This is a genomic window from Kiloniella majae, assembly GCF_002118315.1.
GTDB lineage: Bacteria > Pseudomonadota > Alphaproteobacteria > Kiloniellales > Kiloniellaceae > Kiloniella > Kiloniella majae.
Genome location: NZ_MTSZ01000001.1, coordinates 273,868 through 294,277 on the forward strand (window position 1 = coordinate 273,868; position 20,410 = coordinate 294,277).

The following is a 20,410-nucleotide window of genomic DNA, read 5'->3' on the forward strand; positions in this document are numbered from 1 at the left end:
AACACCTCCAGATTTCTTGCAAATAATTTCTTCATGACCAAAGTACAATATTTGACCTGACAGGATTAACTCATGCGATTTTTTGCCCCCATATTTTTCATTCTAAGCTTGATAATAAGTAATATATCTTACGCTCAATCAATTGATGCCAAAGAACTTGAACGTCAAATGAGAAATGGCGAATTTACAAAATACCCGCCAGAAATTCTAAACGAGCTCGAACAAGTCAATGTTTTATTTGATCAACCCGGCATGTCTATCGGCTATATGACATGTATGAAACAGGCTGATACCAACTTAACAAAAGATAGTATTATCCAGGAATTCAATCAATTCATTGATCATCCTCAGATCACCAGAAAACAAAAAGACTTCATGAAAAAAGCAGTCGACAGGCTTATAAATTTAAAACCTGCTGAACAATCAGAAATGTGCTCCTGTAATAGCAAAGATACATGGGATAATCTGATGACAACAGCCCATCGCAAAGCTTTCAATAAGATGGCACAAGGAATTCCGTTACAAACAGAAGATCAAAAAGCTTTGCAAACGAAGAACACCAACTTCCGACCAGTATCCGAATATGATCCATTACAATGCATGTTTAAACCTCTGGGACTGTACGACGAATACCGTGACATTCTCTGAGCTATTGAGCGCGACTGATCATTTCAAAGCATAAGCATAATAAGATTAGTACGCATACTTCGTTACAAGTCATAAATTTCTCACAACAAAACATTGACGAAAGGCATAAACATCGTCAAAATCAACACAACCATAAGGATATGTTACTACGGTAAACTCCAATGAAAAATAGTTTCCTCGGTGCACTCATCGGCACTATAGTTGCTCTGATATTAAGCTGGTTTAGTATTACTTTCATCGGTGGTACTTTTGGTCTAGCAACGATAATTTTAATCCTGGTTTTCTCAACTATAGGCTATGCGTTGGGAAGTATGCGTAGTAGTCATTACGATTAGCTACGCATTCACTCGCAAAATGAACTATTTTTTGATCACCCAAGGTAATTTGAATACTTATTCTGGGATCAGCGAGATTTAATTCCAAACATCTGCTGAAAATTTTTGAGGCCAGATACCAAAACGCCGCGCCCCTCAGCAAGGTTTGCGGCGTTCGGTACAATCAATCAGTCACAACAATCCTAATCATATTAGGTTATTTTTCAATCATTTTTTAAAACAATGATCACATCATCGTATATTGACTTGAGATATGCGCCCAATCACTATTCATCAGCACATTAAAGTTAGCTTTTGCTCAAGACTTAAAGAGAGAAGTGAAGATAGAACTACACGAACAATGAAACAGCGATGAGAAATCGTTAGATTTGACGGCTATAAATACGACTAATCAAATGAAGTGTTAATTCAGATTAAATGCTTACAAATTTCCGGAACAGCTTGATGATTTTCAAACAGAGGCTGTTAGATCTCTTTTTACTCCTCCTCTTTCCACACCTGTGTCTGTCTGTGTGGGTCAGTGAACGCATTTCCCCGACATTGAGCATAATCATAACCGTTTTATATGCTGGTGGAATTTGCTATTTTCTCTTTATCAACCAGCCAGGGTTTTACTACCAACTCACCCAATTCTGGCTTTTGCTTATCACCGTATACGCTGCGCTACCTTGCCTGTTTTTCCTCGCCCGGGGTTTTGATAAAGTTTAAAGGGGGTTTGATAGATTTCACCTGATCAATTTTATCTGGGTGCGTTCAACGACTGCGATAGTAAATCACAACAATGGAAATGATAATCAAAACCCCGCCAGCTAGAGCACTGAACATCGGGTAGAGGCCATCCATTTCATCAAATCGCACCCGGCCAGCATCCGTATACATCCCCCACATCCCAAACGCGAGCCCCACAAGACCAGCAAGAAAAAACACGAACCCCATTTTATCCTCCAACAATAAACAAAGATTTATACTGTTAGTCAGCGATATTATCCAAAAAGTTCATATAAAACACAAACCGCATCCATAAACTTCCTCAATCTACATCGGGATCTCTAGATCGTGCCATTTCACAACTCCTTATAGTTGACTCTTCATCATTCCACTCTCAATATGAGGGTAGATAACGGGGTTATTATGTTTGCTCGAATTTGTGTTTTATTGCTGTCGTTAGGCTTGGCTTCTTGTCAGCCCGCTGAATTGGCTCATTTTGGCGCTAAGGCTTTAAACTTTGCGAACCCGAACAAATCATCAGGCACAAATTACAACTGCACTAGCTCCCTATTTAGCAGCGACATCTGCATTTAGCAGCGACATCTGCAAAAAAGACGCAGAAAAACTTGCCACAGCTGATAAAGCTCGCGTCTGTGAGGCGAGAATGACCAACTGTAAACATAAACCGATTGAGCAAACTACCAACCTAACCCGCAGGTGCTTTTCCTCGGATGGAGAAAGTAGCTTCTGCTGGTTTGAAGGCAAAAACACATAACAAAAAAGGCCCTGCATTTGCAGAGCCTTTGGGCGAACTAGCCCGCGAGAATGATACGAGATATTGAGTTAGAACGCAATGGGATACAAAGCACTGTAATAGTCAAGGTTAGAGATAAAGGTTCTACTATCACTTTACTTCAAATGATCATTGATTCAAATAAGCACAACTTTCTGAAATTCCATGTTCACAAGATATTTGAAAATAAGAAATAGCTTTAGAATCATTTGGCTCAACCCCTCTGCCTTCTAAGTACATAGTACCCAAGTTATGACAACTTTCGCCATGAAGTAAATTATTGCAAAGGGCTTCATACATTTTAATCGCAAACAAATAATCTGCTTCAAAATGTACTCCTTCGTCGAACAAATAGGCCACCAAGAAACATGAATCAACATAGTTCACTCCACAAGAATCTTCATATAACTTCAAGGCCTTATCAGCATCATATGCTAGATATCGCCCTTCTAAGTAAAAACCCGCAAGATTAAAACACCCCGGACCATTACCGGCGTCACAGGACTTTTTATAGTATTCTGCAGCCTTTTCATCGCTTTGAGGCACGCCTTCCCCTAGACTGTACAACACCCCTAAATGTTTACAGCCAACGCTAACGGTATCGTTACAAGATTTATTTAAATAGTATAATGCTTCTTTATAATTTTTTGTTACTCCCTTACCTTTGCTATACATAAATCCGAGATTAGAACAAGTTTGAAAATAATCTGCCCGACACGCTTTTAGCCATAATTGTACTGCTTTAGCGTCATCATTATTGAAATATTTTTGTCCAGATTTAAGGCAATGATTTTCTGACCCTCCCAAGCAAGCTTTTGAGAAATATTCCAAAGCCTTTTTATCATCTTTGGTTAAATTAGCTTGAGCAACGCATACTTCAGAATCTCTTTGGCATAGCACGTCGTCAAACACCCCTTTGCTTTGTAAACCTTCAAAACCGAGAACAATAAAATACACCCATGTCCCACAAATAAAGCTAAATATCACGAACGGATACTTATCCGGACTTGCTCGATTTGATTTAAAAAGTCCTTTTGTAATCCGCATAGTTGTTACGGAGAGAAAAAATAAAATTGACCAAACAGATGTAAGAAAAGAGGAGTAAATAAAAATAGCATACACACTGTAGATACCGAATAATTGCCCCCAACTTGGAATCTCAATAGGCCCCGTTGTGAGGTACGAATACGCATAAAAGTACAAATAAAGGGAGCTAAAAATAATGCTGGCACTAAGAATTATATCAAGTAAAAGCCATATAAACCCTGACACCACGCTCCCCCATACCGAAGGTATTATTCTTTCTAAGCGTGGAATAAAGCCAAGGAGCCAACGACTTTGGCGTAGAGATATGTAATCTGCAAAAACATTTACACTAAGTCCTATAATTATTATTTCAGAAAGAGGAAGAGGTGTACCTGGACGCTGCCCCAATTGGGCGGTAAAAACCCAATACAACGCTGTTACGCCAACAAGAGATGCAATCGTTGATCTAATGAAGCACCTTCTGCTCCAATGGTTATCGCCAAACACACTATCGAACCAACTTCTAAAACTATGTGACCAGTTCTTAGAATAATCCCCCTGCAAATATAAGCTGATTTCAGCTTTCAAATGATCTGAGCCTATGACTTTAGTCACGGTAAAAAATAAGCTGAAAGTAAAAATAGCCCATTGAGCAGGAAGAGGTGTCGCTTCCATAAATAATTTTAGCCATTCAGGCACAGACATACTCCTAATTAAACTAAGAGAGTAGTTATTTGTAGGCTAACATTAACTGAAAACAGAATTATTTCTACTTTTTTCAACCTATAGGTACATAATTGTGATTACCAAATACATCTAGTAATAAGAAAAAGACCCCTGTTAAGGGGCCTTCCAAATATTGCAAAAAGGTAACGCTTTTATTAACTCTTCAAAATAGGCAACACATCAGCATTCCATTTAATCTGCTGTATTGGCGTTCCATCACTGTGCTGCTTGTTAGCGTCAAGAACACGAGAGAATTTTTCACCTTGATTCCCTTCACACAACAACAGGTTGAGGCGTTCGATTAGGCTCAGTTGCCGTATTTAGCCTGTGTTTCCTTGTAGTAATCCACCATCTCATCAGTAACATCGCGCTCATAGCAAAGTGGCACAAATACTAATGCGATTTTATACATTTACCACCCCCTGTTGACTTAATCTATAACTGAGGGCAGAATTTTGCAATCAAGGGGGGCAAGAGGTATATGTCTTTTTTAGAAATAGGTTTAATTCTAGCAGTTCCCGCAGCGCTCGGCACATTGATAGATGTCTGGATGAGTAATGCGCAAAAAATAGAATTCCATCGCAAATTACTGATATATTTAACGAAACTTAACTATTACAAACCTCCTGAATTACCTCGTCTGACAGCTATTAACACTCTAAAACTTGGTAGGTTATTACTAGGTAAAAATAGCTCTTCAACCAAAAAAATACTTGTAATAGCATCATCAAGTTTCCCGCTAACGATTATCGCGATTTCCCTAGGAGTTATGATATCATACGAAACAATGCACTCTCTCCCCTATACCACAACCCTTAGATCCTATTGGGGCTTAACTTTTGAAAATTCAAATACTGATCCAATTTCAACATTGTTTTTATTATTATTAATTAATGCATTTTTCGATACACTTACTGCAATATTGGCAACAAAAACATTGTATAAAATAGCAAAATCTAAACTAACTTTTTTAAAATTCAACATGACATTACTTCAATTAACAACACAAGCCTTAATATTGTCACTCTTATTATTATGGTTTCTATTTACTTTCAACTTACATTATTCATCGTATATAATTGCCTTTATGAACGAGCCATTTAAATTTATAATTGATTTAGATGTACAATTATTTTTAAGCTACTTAAATGATGTATTTATTGAATCTCCTTTTGAAGCAAACAATTTGAGCAATATACTTTACTCTCTAACATCCTTCGTACCACTAACCATTTATTTGGCATTTCTTTACATTATGTTTTTTTTAAAATTCATTTTATATTTAGGAAAAACACTCAGTATCCAATGGATAACAGTAACTACAGATGAAGACCCAGCTAACACTTCTTCAAAGTTCAAACCATTTTCATTAATTGGAGGGATCTTTTCTTTCACAGGCCTTATACTAACTACTATTCACAAACTACTCTAACCCCCCGGCTCATAATCCGAGATAGCAACCTCCATATCTCCGTAATCATCCTCTGACCACTTGACGATATCCTCGGCAAAGGTAAGCGCCAGTGCATCCGCCACATCAGGTGAGTGCAGCCCCCGCTTTTTCATGTCTTCCTTACGTTCAAGCTGTAGCCTGTTCTTTGCGTCAAAGCCGTATTCAATAGCTGTCAGATCCGTTTCTACCTCCTGATCATCAGCAGGGATATCACCACCCTTGAGCCAGTCACGCATCTTGCCCCACATCTCGGCGCGTTTATTCATGTAAGTCTTCTGGTCCTGCGCTCTGGCACCGGCATTCACATCAATGCAGTCATGGCCCAATTGCTTCAGGCGATCCACAACCCCACCACCAACGCCTACACCATCAACGAGAACACCGTCTGGACGATATTGGCGTATGACCTCAACCACATGCCCAACAAGCTGCATGGTATCCACACGGTACTTTTTGATTTCCAATACCTTACGTCCCTGCCGTACTAAAATCACCGACTGATCATCGCCAAAACGGGCCACATCCACACCGATGACGATGGCATCTTGTGGCTGCGCCGAAAGCTGGCGACTTTGTGCCACCTCAACAATCACACCACTGATAAACTGGGTTGATCCTGCCCTTGGGAAAACACCTCGGACACGCACGCGGACAAAGTCACTGTCTTCGCCATAGTCCTCAACCCATTGCTGCATCAGGTTCTGGTTGGTTCCATCCACCGAACGACTGTCAATCTGTCTGGTTTTCCAGCGGTGGCGTAACCGATTAAAGCACTCAAAAAAACGCCCCGAGTTTCTGGTTGGATTGCCAAAGACAAAGCGCATGGGCTCGCCATCGGTCAGTCCGCCATCCGAAACTTCCCAGATTTTATCGGGTACAGCTGAGGCTTCATCAAAAAGATAAAATGGCGTCGAATTTGCTGCGTGCAAGCCGGCAAAGCTTTCAGAGTTTTCCTCGCGACAAGTCTGCGCATCACACCGCCAGCTTTCGGGGTGGCGTTTATGGACCAGCGCCATATTCCCTTTGCTTGCGCTATAGCTAAACCAATGACCGGTTAAACAACGCTTATGCCACTTCCCCAGCTCGGCCCAGGTTTTTGTGCGCAGCTGATCACTGGTATTCGATGTTACCACCCCTTTGGCAAAGGGCCGCGTTGACATGATAAAGAGAATAAGCCAAGCCGACATCGCTGATTTGCCAATCCCATGGCCAGAAGCCGTTGCCATATCCATTGGAGCAACGGGATGAAGACCATCAAACCCGCGTTCTCTGATCTGTTCCCCCAGATCTTCCAGATACGCCAGCTGCCAGTCGCGTGGGCCTTCAAAATCGGCTAAGTCTCCCTGCCCCCAATCAAAAGCCCATAGGACAAACCCGAGCGGATCGGCATAAAATTTTGCACAGTCCTCGGCAAGATCCAAATCAACCCCATGGGTCATCAAACACCTCAAAAAAACAGATAAAAAGGTAGTCACAAGAAGATGAGATGGCTTATGTAAAGCTACTTATCATTCAACCGCTTACGGCCACGCATCAGACGGTCGATGAGTTCGTTTTCGATCGACATTTCAACTTTTTCCTTAAAGGCCTGAACAGAAACATGCCGCCCGATAATCTCCAACGCTTTCCCAGCCCCCGTGTGCTGAAACTTGTATTCACCATCTGCATCAGCAACCGGACTGCGCTGCATACAACGTTCAAACAGCTCTACGGCTCCCTTAAGAACGTAATCGGCATCTACCTGCAAACGTTGAGAGCGTGCAGCTTTAGCTTGTTCAATGGCTTCTTGCACCAAGGGATTTTTCAATGTTCGGCTGGCGCTTTGCTTGATTGAATTGGGACTATATCCCGCCCGAATTGCAGCTTGCGTGGCGTTAAAATCAATCAGATATTCTTCGACAAATCGCTTTTGTCGTTCGGTCAGCTGCTGCTTTAGATCCGGATCACTCATTATTCCTCCCGCCAGATATAAAACAGAAATGAGGAAATGATATGTGCATATCCAACGCAGAAATCACGCCCACTTCCCCGCCCCTATTTTATAGCTGACAGGCAAACCAAACAATTCATCTGGAATTTTGTGAAGAAATCCATTTAGAGGAAAAAACCAATCAAACCCTCAACACGCAAACTTTTTAAAAAGAGAGGCTTTATCCCACGCCCTTCTTTACGGTAAAAGCATAGGAGAGTTGAGTGACGGTAAAGGGTTTCAGATTGTCCACCATTATTATTACGGAAAAAACCTCGCAAAAGCGCGACGTTCAAGCGGCAATCGGCAGTAAATACGGGCAAATTCTTCCCGCGGAAGGACACTTGTTAAGCCTGCAGGAACCTCAACAAATTCAAAGCAGTTGGGGACGGTGGTCATTTGACTTGCTCAAGCCTGATGATTTCTATCCAACCTGTCCGGCCCCTGATGCCTCGCCTTCAGCAAAAAGCAAACTGGAAGCCATTGCCAAAGCTCTTAAGACAGCCGAACGCGTCATCATCGCAACCGACTGTGACCGCGAAGGGCAGCTTATTGGTGAAGAGATTTTACGGCACTATAAATTTGCAGGTCAGGTTCAGCGCGCCATGTTCACAGCGCAGGACGAAAAGACCCTGCGACAGGCTTTTGATAATCTGGAACCCAATGATAAATATCATAATCTGGGCCAAGCAGCAGTTGTACGTCAGCAAGCGGATCAGGTTTATAACCTGTCTCTAACCCGTGCCGCTACCGTTGCCCTCAAACAACCCGGACAATACGGCGCAATAGGTATTGGTCGTGTAAAGACGCCGACCATGGCAATCGTCTGTATGCGCGAATTGGAAATTCTGGATTTTACGCCGCAGGATTATTACCATCTTGTCGCGACGGCAAAGGCTGAAAGTGGCGAACTGGACCTTCGTCACGCCCCCAAAGACCGTATTCTGAACCCGGAAAAGGCTGAAAAACTCCGCGCAGCTGTCGAAGGCTTTGAAGGTCCACTCAAAACAGAAAAGAAGATCAAGAAAACAAAACCACCGCGCCTTCTTGATCTGCCAGAATTACAAAAAATATGCGCCCGCCGCTGGGGATGGAGCGCCGACAAGACGCTTAATATTGCTCAAGAACTCTACGATGGGGAAGGTAAAAAAATTCAGACCTACCCCCGTGCTGAATCCCGTTATCTGGCAGAAAACCAGATAGAAGACATCGGCGAAATCATTCAGGGACTGACCAAGCTTCCGCAATATCAGGGGATTGACCTGTCATCTCCCGAAGTGCGCAAAGGAAAATCCGGCCACTTTTCTGATGCAGGTTTGAAGGGTGTATCGCACCACGCGATTGTCCCCAATAAAAACACCATGGATCGCGTAGAAGTCATCTATGCACGCCTGACCCAAGATGAACAACGCATGTTCGATCTGGTTGCAAGTTCTTATCTCGCGATCCTGATGCCTGATTACGTCTATGAATCGACCAGTGTATCTATGGAAGCCCCGGTAACTTTGCCTGATGAAGAGACAGGTCAAGAAAAAGAGAACATTCTCGATTTCAAAGTGACAGGTAATATCCCCAAAGAACAAGGTTGGAAAGCCGTCTATACCGATGTCATGGAAAAGAAGGAAGATCATGCTGGTGAACTTCCCCCTATTCAAGACGGAGACATTGCCGTTCTGTCCCCCGTGACAACGGATACCAAGAAAACCAAAGCGCCCCCACGCTACAACGAGGGAACCTTGATCGACGCCATGCAGAATGCCTGGCGGTTTGTTGAAAACAAAGACCTGAAAGAACGTCTAAAAGAAGCTAAGGGTATCGGCACACCGGCCACACGTGCAGCGGTAATTACCGGGCTAAAACTACAAAACTTTCTGGCCCAAAGTGGAAAACATATCGTTCCAACCGACGCAGGTCTGACCCTGTTCAAAACCCTGAAAGCAGCAGCCCCGGAACTGGTTGACCCCGGTGTTACCGCCATGTGGGAAATGAACATGGACGACGTGCTCGAAGGGAAACAGACGGCTCGGCAGGTTTGGGACGATATCGGCAATGATACAGAACGCCTTATCAGCATCCTCAAAACCAGTGCTGCTACCGCGCCCAAGATCAACACAGGCGTGGCAATGCCAAAAAATGCGGGTAAAGGCAAGCCAACGGATAAAATGAAGGAAACGGCAAAGTCCGTTGCCCAAAACAAGGGGTTAAAACTTCCCAAGGGCTATACATCCGATTTTAATGTTTGTCGTGAGTTTTTGGACGAACATCTCGGCGGCAAAGGGCCAAGCCCGGAAAAAGTTCTCGCAAACCTTGAAAAACAGCTCTCTGACGGCATGATCAAAGGGCTCGGGGCAAAGGCAGCAAAACAATTGGTCGAAAGCTTTGGAACCGATACGCTGAAAGTAATCATTGAAGCACCGGAAAAGCTTGCGACAGAAACATCCCTGCCAAAAGGGAAAGTTAACCTTCTGCAAGAATGGTCAGAAGAAAGAAAAACACTCTCGGAAATTGCGACCTTCTTGCATAACCACGGTGTTGATCCTGCTAGGGCCTATCGACTTTTTACTTGTTTTGGACAAGACACTATCGCGAAATTAAAAGGCAATCCCTATTGTATCGTTCGCGATGTAAAGGCTATTCCCTTTGATGTACCCGATAGTATTGCGCACCGACTTGGATTGGAAGCGCACTCTATAGAACGAGCTGGCGCAGCCTTGTATTACGCACTCGCTCAGGCCGCTGATGCACGCGAAAAAAACAACCTTTTGGCTCTCCTGCATAAGCGCCTGGAAATCCCTGCTGATATTCTTGAACAGGCTCTGGCAAAAGAGATTGAAGCCAAACATATACATGCCTTCAAAGAAAAAGATGCCCAAAAAAATACAACTGGGAACTCACACGAATTCTTGATCCTGAAACAAGATTGGCAGGTAGATACAAAAATCAAAAAGCGTCTGAACACATTTTCAGAAGGCACTGTTCCCTGGGGAGAGATAGATACCCAAAAAGCAATTGATTGGGTTATTAACCGCGACAAGATTGTTCTCGCCGAAAAACAAAAAGGTGCCGTTGCCAAACTGCTGGAAAGAAAGTTCACCATCCTGGAAGCCATTCACGGAACTGGTAAAGATGACGTTATAAAAGCTTTTGCTAAAATCGTCACAGCAAAAAACATATCCACTGTCGTCGCGGTTCCATCCTCTACACAGTTAAAAACAACAAATTCTGCACTGGATACAGATACAGTTTCAGTAACCAAACTACTTGAATACAATGCCAAGAGTAAAAGTTACAAACGAACCGCACGCAAGCCACTGGATTGCGAGCTTCTGATTATTGATCAGGCAGATCTCTTGGACCGTTCAATCTTACTTTCTGTACTGGACGCTCTGCCTGAGAGTGCAAGTCTGGTGTTGATGAAAAATCATTTACCCACAACTTTTCCAGGTAGTTTCTTCCCCGGCACTGGCCGGGTACTCGATAAGCTTCTTAAATCAGTTGATCATAGTAAGATTGCTCTTGATCAACTATCCGCAAGCTTTCAAAGCAACAAGCTTGCCCAAAACACGCTTACACTAAGCACGGGCGGGGACATCGACTATAGTTCTGACACACAAAATCCTGGTAGCTTCTATTTTATTACAGCTGAGAATGAGCAGGACGCACAACGTAAACTAGTCGAAGTCATCAAAAACCGCTTACCCAAAAGCTTTAAATACAACCCGATAAAAGACATTCAGGTCATTAGCATGGCCAAAGGCATGATCGGGCCGCAAAACTTGACGTTTCAACTTCAGAATCTGTTAAATGATCAACAGCATGGCTTAAATCTGCAAAAATTTGGGGCGCGCTATAAAATTGGCGACAAAGTCATTTTGCAACAGAATGATTGCGAAAAAGATTTAATGACAGGCGATATTGGTTTTATCAAAGATATCACCCGTGATGAAATCCCCACGACTGGTGCTGAAAAATCCTATTTAGACGACGGGCGGGTTACGATAGAATTTAGCGGGAAAAATCACGATTTTTCTTTTGGGGAACTGGATAACCTTAACCTCGCCTACGCTCTCCCTGCCAACAAAAGCCGGGACCAACTATCTCCGGCAACTGTCCTTATCCTTCCGCTCGAGAACTCTGTATCACCCTCTTCAGAAACCAAAGACATCACGTTCAGAAATACTTTATTAAAAGGCCTATTAACTGCCTCAGAACGGATCATTTTGATCGGACAACCTCAGTAAAACCAAAAAATTTCCGTTGTCCTTCATCAAGTGATTATTTTCTATAAATCCAGGAGAAAATTTAACCGCGAACACGCTCGGATGGGAAGATAAGTGTTACTTCGGTACCTTGGCCAAGTTCGGACTTTATCTCGATGGTTCCGCTGTGAATTTCCATCATCCGTTTGGCCAATGGTAACCCCAAACCAGTTCCTTTTGTATTATCGTCATAGGCACTCCGAACCATACCAAATGGTGTTAACGCAGTTTCCATTCCCTCTTCATCCATACCAATACCTGTATCAATGATAACAAGATGGTAATCGCCATTTTCTTGAAAGCTATCACGAATACAAATCGTGCCACCATTTGGAGTAAATTTTACAGCATTTACCAGCAAGTTCATAATAACTTGCCGAACTAATCTTTCATCAGCAAAAAGCACCAATCGTTCGTATTTAACTTCACTGCAAAGCTTGACATTTTTTTCAGTAGCCTGAAGCTTGACCATCAACTCGGCTTCGTTCAAAGTTGTTTCAAAAACGAACTCCCCTTCATTTATTTTAAACGAACCGGCTTCAATTGCAGAAACATCCAAAATATCATTAATGATATCCAGAAGGTGTGCCCCGGACCGCTTTATATCCTGGCAATATTCGATGTATTTATCATTTCCCAAGGGACCGAATGCTTGCATTTTCATTATCTCAGAAAAACCGATAATCGCATTCAAAGGTGTCCGCAATTCATGGCTCATTGATGCCAGAAAATTATCTTTGGACTGATTGGCAGCTTCGGCCTGACGCCGCAAATGACCAAGTGTATCAACCTGTTTTGAAACCGCTTTGAATATCAACCAGATCACAATAAGAAAAATTAAGCCTCCCCAAAAGCTGATCAATGAAACTGTAATCCACGTCTTCGATAAATTTTCATCCGACTTCACAACAGAGAGTTCGTGTAATTTGCGTGTTGTATTAACAAACGAAACCCAATCCTGATCCAAATTAACAAGGATTCCACTTAATTCATCGCGTAACTCTTTATTGCGAACCTGTAAGCCCAAATAATCATACATAACGGAATAAAGACTGACACCAATATCTCTTTTAGATGTGACCTCACCAAGATACTCAGTTCCCAAGAGCTTTACTTTGAGCAACGCCAATTCATTATCTAGGTCGCTATTCACATTGGCGCCAAGATTGATAGAACGAACAGCCCTTTCAAGGCGCTCTAAACTCGGTTTTAAGCGATTATCTTTTATATCCGATAGACGGTCATAATCTTTCTCTCCGGAAAGAACCTCAACCAACCTTTGTAGGTCCGCCAGTTCAGTTAAAAGATTTCCAACATTCCGACTTAAGAGATTTTTATGTTCACGAATAATTGCATCAACGGCATGCTTTGAGTTTCTGCCTTTTTTGCCTCTTTCATACTCTTTCAACGAAAGCACCATATCCAGCCGTAATTTCCCAATAACAGCATTAATGAGCACTTGAATTTTGGTCAGTTGGCCGCGAACATCATTCAACGTCACATCGCGACTGATATCTTCAAATACCCGATCATTCCGACCACGCCAATCCGCCGCTTTAAAAAGAACACCAAGAAGTTTTTTTGACTGTTCTTTAAGTGAATTTTTGAGCTGTTTGAGTTCCGCATTATCATTAGTAGGCAAGCCATTGATAGCAACTTCTAGTCCTCGTATAGCCTTGATTCCCTCAACAGGTTTCGTTCGCTCAGATGCTTCCAACAACCTCTCAATCTCAAATATACCAGTCCGTATCTTTTCATTAATATTTGAAACATCTTCGTTAAACGTTTTTTCTTGCTCTATTAATACACCTTTTTGTTCCTGTTGATTAACAACGCCCCACCCCAAAAAAAGATTGACCACAAGAGGAATAAAGATGCTCAGACCGATGAGTGCCCACAGCATTCGTTTTATTCTTCTAACATGACTATCTTCGATCATTAATACGCCCTAAGGAACCAATAGTGATGGTATGTTTTTCCAATTGAAGGGAATAAATTCACCTTGCCTTAAAATTGTTGACCAAACCCTGTGACTTGCTTGATGGTTTTCCCGGTCATAATACAGTTTATGTCCCAAACCAATTTCAAAGTTTCCAAGATTTTCAAGGGTATCAATAATATTCTCGCGATTGGGCTGCTCTTCGATATTGTTCATCGCCTTGATTAAGATCTCCATGGCGATATATCCCTCTAAACTACCAAAAGAGACATTTCGGCCACTGCCATAAAACTTCATATCGTCATGATAAGCGCGCACAATTGGGACAGACAGATCTTCAGGATAGGGTACAACCTGTGTCACAATTACCCTTTTCATATCATTGCCAAGTTCTTTGGCCAGTGGTGCACTCCCGACAAAAGATACATTAAGAAAAAGTGACTCTAGTCCTACCTTGCGGGCGAGCTTCATAAACTTTGCTGACGGAGCATACGCACCGACAATAATGATCGCTTTTGGAACAGGATCTGCGAGCAAAATATCGGCTAACGCACTTTCAACGACCAGTGTGTTTCTCTCGTACCGACTATGGACGATATCCGTTTCAGATTGCAGCCCATGTTCTTTCAGGGCATTTATACCACCGATATACCCCGCATCTCCATAGCTGTCTCTTTGGGTAAAAAAAGCAATCTCTTCTGGTTTCAACCCACCTTCCTTAATCAAGGCATTCACCATGGCTGATGTTTCTTCCGCATAGCTAGCGCGATAGTTTATGACATAGCGATCAGGGGGATTTTTTCTCAAGACACCAGCACCAGTGTAAGGTGCAAACAGGAGTGTTTTTTCTTCGTTCACAATCGGAATAGCCGATATAGCTGTCGGTGTCCCAACATTCCCAATAACGGCGAGAACTTCTTCCTGATTAATAAGATCTCGCATATTCGGGATTGTGCGTTCAGGCTCATACCCGTCATCCCAGGCAATCAATCTGATTTTACGTCCACCAATTCCCCCGGCTTTATTTTCCCGTTCCAACCTGATCTGCACCCCAAGGCGCATATTTTTCCCAAGTTCAGCGGCAGGACCGGACAACGCGGTCGACATGCCAAAAACCAGTTCGTTTTTCGTCTTAAATTTAACCGTATTTGATGTTTCCTGAGAAAACACAGGTTTAGCTATGCCAGCAACTAAACAGCAAAAACCAATGAAGAATAGCTTTTTAAATGAAATTTCCTTGAAAGCACTTAATCCTTTAAGTGACATTAATAGCGCCTTGTTTTAATTGAAATAATTCCCTGAATCACTCTTAGAAGAAAACCATCTTATCTCATTGCTCTTTATAGGATGTTAATAAAACAACACCTTAACAATCATCATGGGTTGCGCATTAATGAATTAGAAATCCCTAGATTGTAGAATTAGAAACATTGATACTTATTCTATCGCGATATCGCGTGGGATCGGCCATCCAAAGGATAATCGGGGTACCTTAATGGATACAGGTGGCAAGAAGATAAGCCCAAAGAAAATTCGTCTGCATCACATACTTTTTGTAGGGTTTACCCTTATCTCAACCATACCTGTTTTCTTCCTCGCAGCATGGGCCCAAAAAACTGCAATTGAAAATGAATATTCGGCAACTGAAGACAAACATTTGCTATTAGCAAAAAACCTGACGGGCGCATTAGATCGTTATGCCCGCGACGCCGAACAGATTTTCCGAGTTTCCGCCCAATATCTGCAAACAAAAAAGTCCGCCGAGCAAATTGGTGATCTTATGAAAATCGTCAACTTCAATCATATTTGTATAACAGACAAGACAGGGCGTGTATTCAGTATCAATACAGATCAACAGGGGAAAACATCGATCAAGAACAACGGCCATCTCTCCCAGGACATGTTGGCCAAACTATCTCTGGATATAGAACGCGCGAAACTCTTGCCTGATCACGTTTTCTTTTCCCCTGCCTTTCATAACTCTCATGGGAAACCAACAATATACCTAATAAAATCTGATCTTGATGGATCTTTGGTTATTGGTGGCCTTGAGACTGATTATATTGTTGATATTGGACAGAAAATTTCGTTCGGCAAACTCGGTCACGCAGCAATTGTTGATCACAAGGGGCAGGTTCTTTCCCACCCTAATTCCTTATGGCAGGATGAGATCAAAGATATTTCCGACATCAGACCCGTTGCTCTTATGATGGCTGCTCAGACAGGGGTAACTACCTTTTACTCCCCTGCAATAAAGGCCGATATGATTGCAGGCTTCACATCGTTACCCAAAATTGGGTGGGGGGTCATGATCCCTCAACCTTTATCAGAGCTTGAAGAACGCGCCAATGGTGTAAAAACCGCAGTTGTAATTATTACGCTTCTTGGTGTGATAGCTGCTGCACTCGTCAGTTGGCTTTTGGCACGTTATCTATCAATGCCGATGCAGGCTGTCGTTCACGCAGCAGGGGATGTTGCATCCGGTAAATTGAACGCAAGAGTACCTTCATTTCACACATTCGTTCTCAAAGAAGCCAATGATCTCGTCCACTCTTTTAATTCAATGGTCAATGAACTGGAGAAAGTTGAACGCCGCCTAAGAACAAGCGAAGAGAGGTTTAGAGAATTTGCCTCAACAGCATCAGACTGGCTTTGGGAAACAGACGAAAAGGGCCGTATCGTTTGGGAATCAGCCAGTAAAAAGTTGGGTTACCGGGGGCGAAAATTCACTGACATACAGGGAATGACCCGGCAAGAGCTGGCTGGCGATGCCATGACATCTGAAGATTGGTATCCATATCAACAAGCGATTGATGATCGCGAAGAGATCAAGGATTTTCATTACAGATACCGCGGCGAAAACGGTAAAATTTATCACGCTCTGATTAATGGTATCCCTCTCTATGACGACGCAGGCAAGTACAAAGGCTATAGAGGATCAGCATCAGATATTACCAAACGCAAGAAGGCTGAGTACGAGTTAAAAAAAGCGCGCGACGCGGCAGAACGTGCCAATAAATCGAAATCAGATTTTCTGGCAAATATGAGCCATGACCTCAGAACACCTCTTACTGCTATCATTGGATTTAGTGATATCATGCTTGGTAAAACGTTTGGGAAATTAGGACACCCCAAATACGAAGAATATGTGCGTGATATTCATAATAGCGGAACCCTGTTGATCAGCCTGATTAACGATATTCTTGACCTATCCAAGATTGAGGCAGGCAAATATGAACTAACGGAAGAGCCTTTAGAGATAAAAGAACTTATCGAGATATCATTTAGACAACTAGAGCTAATGGCCGAAAGCTCTCAACAAAATCTCAAAATGGAAATTTCCCCAGGCCTCCCCAATTTAAAGGGCGATAAACGGGCTGTAATACAAATTTTGAATAACCTGATTTCCAACGCAATCAAATATTCTCCAGAACAGGGAACTATTCTTGTTCAAGCAGCGACTAAAGAAGATAACGCCCTTATTATAACAGTAGAAGATACCGGAATGGGAATGTCCGAACAGGACCTTGAGTGCGCAATGCAAGCTTTTGACCAAACAGACCGTGTACACCCCAGAAAGCACGAGGGAACGGGATTAGGTCTTTTCTTGTGCCATAGCTTTATGAAACTTTTTGGTGGCAATCTAAAAGTTGCCAGCAAGGTTGATGTCGGAACCAAGATCACACTCTTATTTCCATCATCCAGAACAATACATCCCACATAAAAAAAGGCACCGCCGTTACTAATCAGCAGACAACATAAATTTCAAAAAAAAACTAAGACCAATTGTTTTATAGGAATTAATTACACAGGAAGCCCAATATGGAAGAGCAGCTCAATATATTGCTCCTAGAAGATGAGCAGGAACAAAACCTTCTGGTCAAAAGTTGCCTGAAAAAGGCTTTCCATAACACTCATCGTTATGACAAGGTCACCAGCCTGATTACAGGTGTCGAAAAGATAAAATTGGAAAGTTACGATCTCGTTCTGCTAGATTACAAATCAACAGGTCAAGACGGTATAGAATTTGTTAATCATGTCATTAATGAACTCAAGATTATGGTTCCCATAATTTTCCTTGCTGATGAAAATAACCGCGAAGCAGACTTGAAGGCAATGGAAGCAGGCGCACAAGATTTCCTTTTAAAGCAAGAACTAACCCCCTATTCCGTGGAAATGGCTATCCGGTATTCTCTCAAACATAAAAAAGCCGAAGAGCATATTCAGTACCTAGCCTATCACGATGCCTTGACAGGGCTACCCAACAAAAACCTTTTAATAGATCGCCTGGAACATACCTTGATCAGGTTCGCACGTCATCAACGTCACAGCGCTTTACTTTTTCTCGACTTAGACAGCTTTAAGATTATTAATGATTCCTTGGGGCATTCTGTTGGCGACAATCTACTGATAGAAGTATCAAAACGTCTTCGTCGTATTTTAAAAGAAACCACTTCAGTAGCACGACCAGGTGGCGACGAATTTATCATTCTTCTACCGGAAATTTCGAGAGATAAAGAAGAAGCCGCCCTTAAAGCGCAACAGATTGCTGATGAAATCATTCACGCGCTTAGCTTGCCGTTTGAATTCGGCGACCATCTTTTGCACATAGGTCTTTCCATCGGGGCTTCATTATTTTCAGGAAAGAATACCACCTGTGCAGATACCGTATTAAAACATGCTGACACAGCAATGTATGAAGCTAAGGCGGCAGGGCGCAATACTGTCAGATTTTTTCAGGAAGAAATGGAAAAATCAGTCAAATACAAATTAGCTTTAGAGAATGATCTTCGCAAAGCCATACCGGCAAAACAGTTTGAGTTATATTACCAGCCGCAGGTGTGTGTGAACTCAGGCCAAGTTTTGGGGGCAGAAGCACTTGTCAGATGGATACATCCGGAAAAAGGGTTAATCTCCCCCCTTGATTTTATTCCCTCAGCAGAACAAAGCGGCTTGATTCATCCCCTAGGCGCTTTGATTTTCAGAACTGCTTGCGAACAACTTCATAGTTTCCCGAAAATCCCGCGAATTTCAGTAAATATAAGTGCCAAGCAATTCCATGCGCCAAACTTTGTAAAGACCATAGAGCAGATTATCAAAGAAACCAATACCAGCCCAAAGCGACTTGAATTAGAGCTAACTGAAAGTGCTATGTTGGCTGATATAGAAGAAACCGCCGCCAAAATGCTAGAGCTCAAAGATATGGGCTTCTCTTTTGCCCTGGATGATTTTGGTACAGGTTATTCATCCCTGACTTACTTAAAGCGACTTCCCTTTGATGTTCTTAAAATTGACCGCTCTTTTATTGCCAATATTATGGAAGATCCCGAACATGCTGGTATTGCTACCGCGGTTATTTCACTCGGGAAAGCCTTGGACCTTCATGTTGTAGGTGAAGGGGTAGAAACAGAAGATCACCTGCAGTTTTTAAAACGCCAGGGGGCCCATTCTGCCCAAGGATACTATATCAGCCGCCCGGTCCCCGCTGATCAGTTTATTGCATGGCATAACCAGCGAATGGCTGGATAATATGTAACCCGGATAATATGTAACTATACCGTATAGAAAAACTTTAACTTTTCAAACAATTGCATCATCATTTATATGATGTAATGATTGCGCTCTTCAAAAATTTATTCCAACCGCAAATGACATAGAGAGTAATCAATGATTATCCCCAACCTCATGGTAACGGATATAGAAAAATCCCTTAATTTCTATAGAGACATTTTAGGGATGGAACTTGTTGTCCTTGTTTCCCCGCAAAAAGATGTTTCCTTTGAAGGGAATGGTGCTGGGGCAGCTTTTGCGACACTGGAGTGGAAAAATCAAAACAGCGCTTCAAACAATAAAGCTGACGATAATAATAAAGAAACGCAATCTGGCGGGCAGATAATGCTTCAAACAGCCCAAAGCCTGGCTGATGAATTGTCAGTCTATAGCCCCGAAAACTCCCCTACTCCATCGGGAACTATTTACTTCCGTGGCTTGGATCCAGAAACAATCCTGAACAAAGCCCCTCAAGACATTGTTGTAAAAGGTCCTTTTCAACAGTGGTATGGCATGAACGAACTCTACCTTCGGGATCCTGATGGGTACATCATCTGTGTCGGAATACCTGCAGGAAATCCGCCTCAATAAGCCATAACCCAACAAGTTTAAAGACCGGACACAGAAATTTATGGTGACAAAACCTGTTCTTTTTATTCTAAAAATGCCATTTGAAGACAAGGATCTTCCTTCAACAAATAAAGACGGTTGGTTTTGCACTCACTGTGCAATGATCGAAGGAGCACTTTTGGTTAATCCTCATTGGCTTGATCATATCGAAGTCAGGCGTATTGATCATGCGAAACCTAGAACTGAAGTGATCGAATTTCTCGGACAAGAAAAGCAATGGCTTCCGGTTCTCATAATCAATGGATCTGAAACGCTGACCGACCCCAAAGAGATTACCACCTATCTGTCAGATCACTTTGGTGGCGCTGCACCGCATCCTTAATTATTTAAGGCTTAAATATCTCTGGCTTAACCCTCTATGTCCTAGACCTATC

Annotated in this window: 13 protein-coding genes; 7 read left to right on the forward strand and 6 right to left on the reverse strand. The window is 42.4% G+C overall.

What is annotated here, in order from left to right; genetic code table 11:
- Positions 1-72 precede the first annotated feature (72 nt).
- Positions 73-648 carry a hypothetical protein gene (locus tag BKB51_RS01270; protein WP_085899282.1) on the forward strand — a complete coding sequence of 192 codons (576 nt, stop codon included), beginning with the start codon at positions 73-75 and terminating at the stop codon, positions 646-648.
- 1,088 nt (positions 649-1,736) lie between these two features.
- On the opposite strand, the gene BKB51_RS01280 is transcribed toward BKB51_RS01270, so the two are convergent.
- Positions 1,737-1,919: a hypothetical protein gene (locus tag BKB51_RS01280; RefSeq protein WP_085899284.1), complete on the reverse strand. Its 183-nt coding sequence runs from the start codon at positions 1,917-1,919 to the stop codon at positions 1,737-1,739.
- A gap of 694 nt (positions 1,920-2,613) precedes the next feature.
- The gene (locus BKB51_RS01285) at positions 2,614-4,209 is read right to left on the reverse strand and encodes a tetratricopeptide repeat protein (RefSeq protein ID WP_158090105.1); all 1,596 of its coding nucleotides are present in this window, start codon (positions 4,207-4,209) and stop codon (positions 2,614-2,616) included.
- 508 nt (positions 4,210-4,717) lie between these two features.
- Between BKB51_RS01285 and BKB51_RS01290 the strand changes: the two genes are divergently transcribed.
- The gene (locus BKB51_RS01290; protein WP_085899286.1) at positions 4,718-5,668 is read left to right on the forward strand and encodes a hypothetical protein; all 951 of its coding nucleotides are present in this window, start codon (positions 4,718-4,720) and stop codon (positions 5,666-5,668) included.
- Here the strand turns inward: BKB51_RS01290 and BKB51_RS01295 are convergent.
- Positions 5,665-7,128: a terminase gene (locus BKB51_RS01295; RefSeq protein ID WP_085899287.1), complete on the reverse strand. Its 1,464-nt coding sequence runs from the start codon at positions 7,126-7,128 to the stop codon at positions 5,665-5,667. The two genes, BKB51_RS01290 and BKB51_RS01295, sit on opposite strands and share 4 nt — an antisense overlap.
- A 62-nt stretch (positions 7,129-7,190) precedes the next feature.
- Positions 7,191-7,640, reverse strand: a complete 450-nt coding sequence (locus BKB51_RS01300) for a terminase small subunit (protein ID WP_085899288.1) — start codon at positions 7,638-7,640, stop codon at positions 7,191-7,193.
- 242 nt (positions 7,641-7,882) lie between these two features.
- On the opposite strand from BKB51_RS01300, the gene BKB51_RS01305 reads away from it, so the two are divergent.
- Positions 7,883-11,899 (forward strand): DNA topoisomerase, encoded by a 4,017-nt coding sequence (locus tag BKB51_RS01305; protein ID WP_085899289.1) that lies wholly within the window; start codon positions 7,883-7,885, stop codon positions 11,897-11,899.
- A gap of 61 nt (positions 11,900-11,960) precedes the next feature.
- Here BKB51_RS01305 and BKB51_RS01310 read toward each other — a convergent pair whose 3' ends face one another.
- On the reverse strand, positions 11,961-13,856 hold the full coding sequence (locus BKB51_RS01310; protein ID WP_085899290.1) for a sensor histidine kinase: 1,896 nt from the start codon (positions 13,854-13,856) through the stop codon (positions 11,961-11,963).
- 9 nt (positions 13,857-13,865) lie between these two features.
- Positions 13,866-15,122, reverse strand: a complete 1,257-nt coding sequence (locus BKB51_RS01315; RefSeq protein WP_198946594.1) for an ABC transporter substrate-binding protein — start codon at positions 15,120-15,122, stop codon at positions 13,866-13,868.
- Between the two features lie 229 nt (positions 15,123-15,351).
- On the opposite strand from BKB51_RS01315, the gene BKB51_RS01320 reads away from it, so the two are divergent.
- The 4 genes from BKB51_RS01320 (at position 15,352) to BKB51_RS01335 (ending at position 20,358) form a co-directional block, all read left to right on the forward strand.
- A complete protein-coding gene (locus BKB51_RS01320) occupies positions 15,352-17,580 on the forward strand; it encodes an ATP-binding protein (RefSeq protein ID WP_085899291.1) in 2,229 nt (742 codons plus the stop codon).
- 98 nt (positions 17,581-17,678) lie between these two features.
- Positions 17,679-19,385: an EAL domain-containing response regulator gene (locus tag BKB51_RS01325; RefSeq protein WP_085899292.1), complete on the forward strand. Its 1,707-nt coding sequence runs from the start codon at positions 17,679-17,681 to the stop codon at positions 19,383-19,385.
- A 138-nt stretch (positions 19,386-19,523) separates the two neighbouring features.
- Positions 19,524-19,997, forward strand: a complete 474-nt coding sequence (locus tag BKB51_RS01330; RefSeq protein WP_085899293.1) for a VOC family protein — start codon at positions 19,524-19,526, stop codon at positions 19,995-19,997.
- Between the two features lie 40 nt (positions 19,998-20,037).
- A complete protein-coding gene (locus BKB51_RS01335; protein WP_085899294.1) occupies positions 20,038-20,358 on the forward strand; it encodes a DUF3088 family protein in 321 nt (106 codons plus the stop codon).
- Positions 20,359-20,410: the final 52 nt, after the last annotated feature.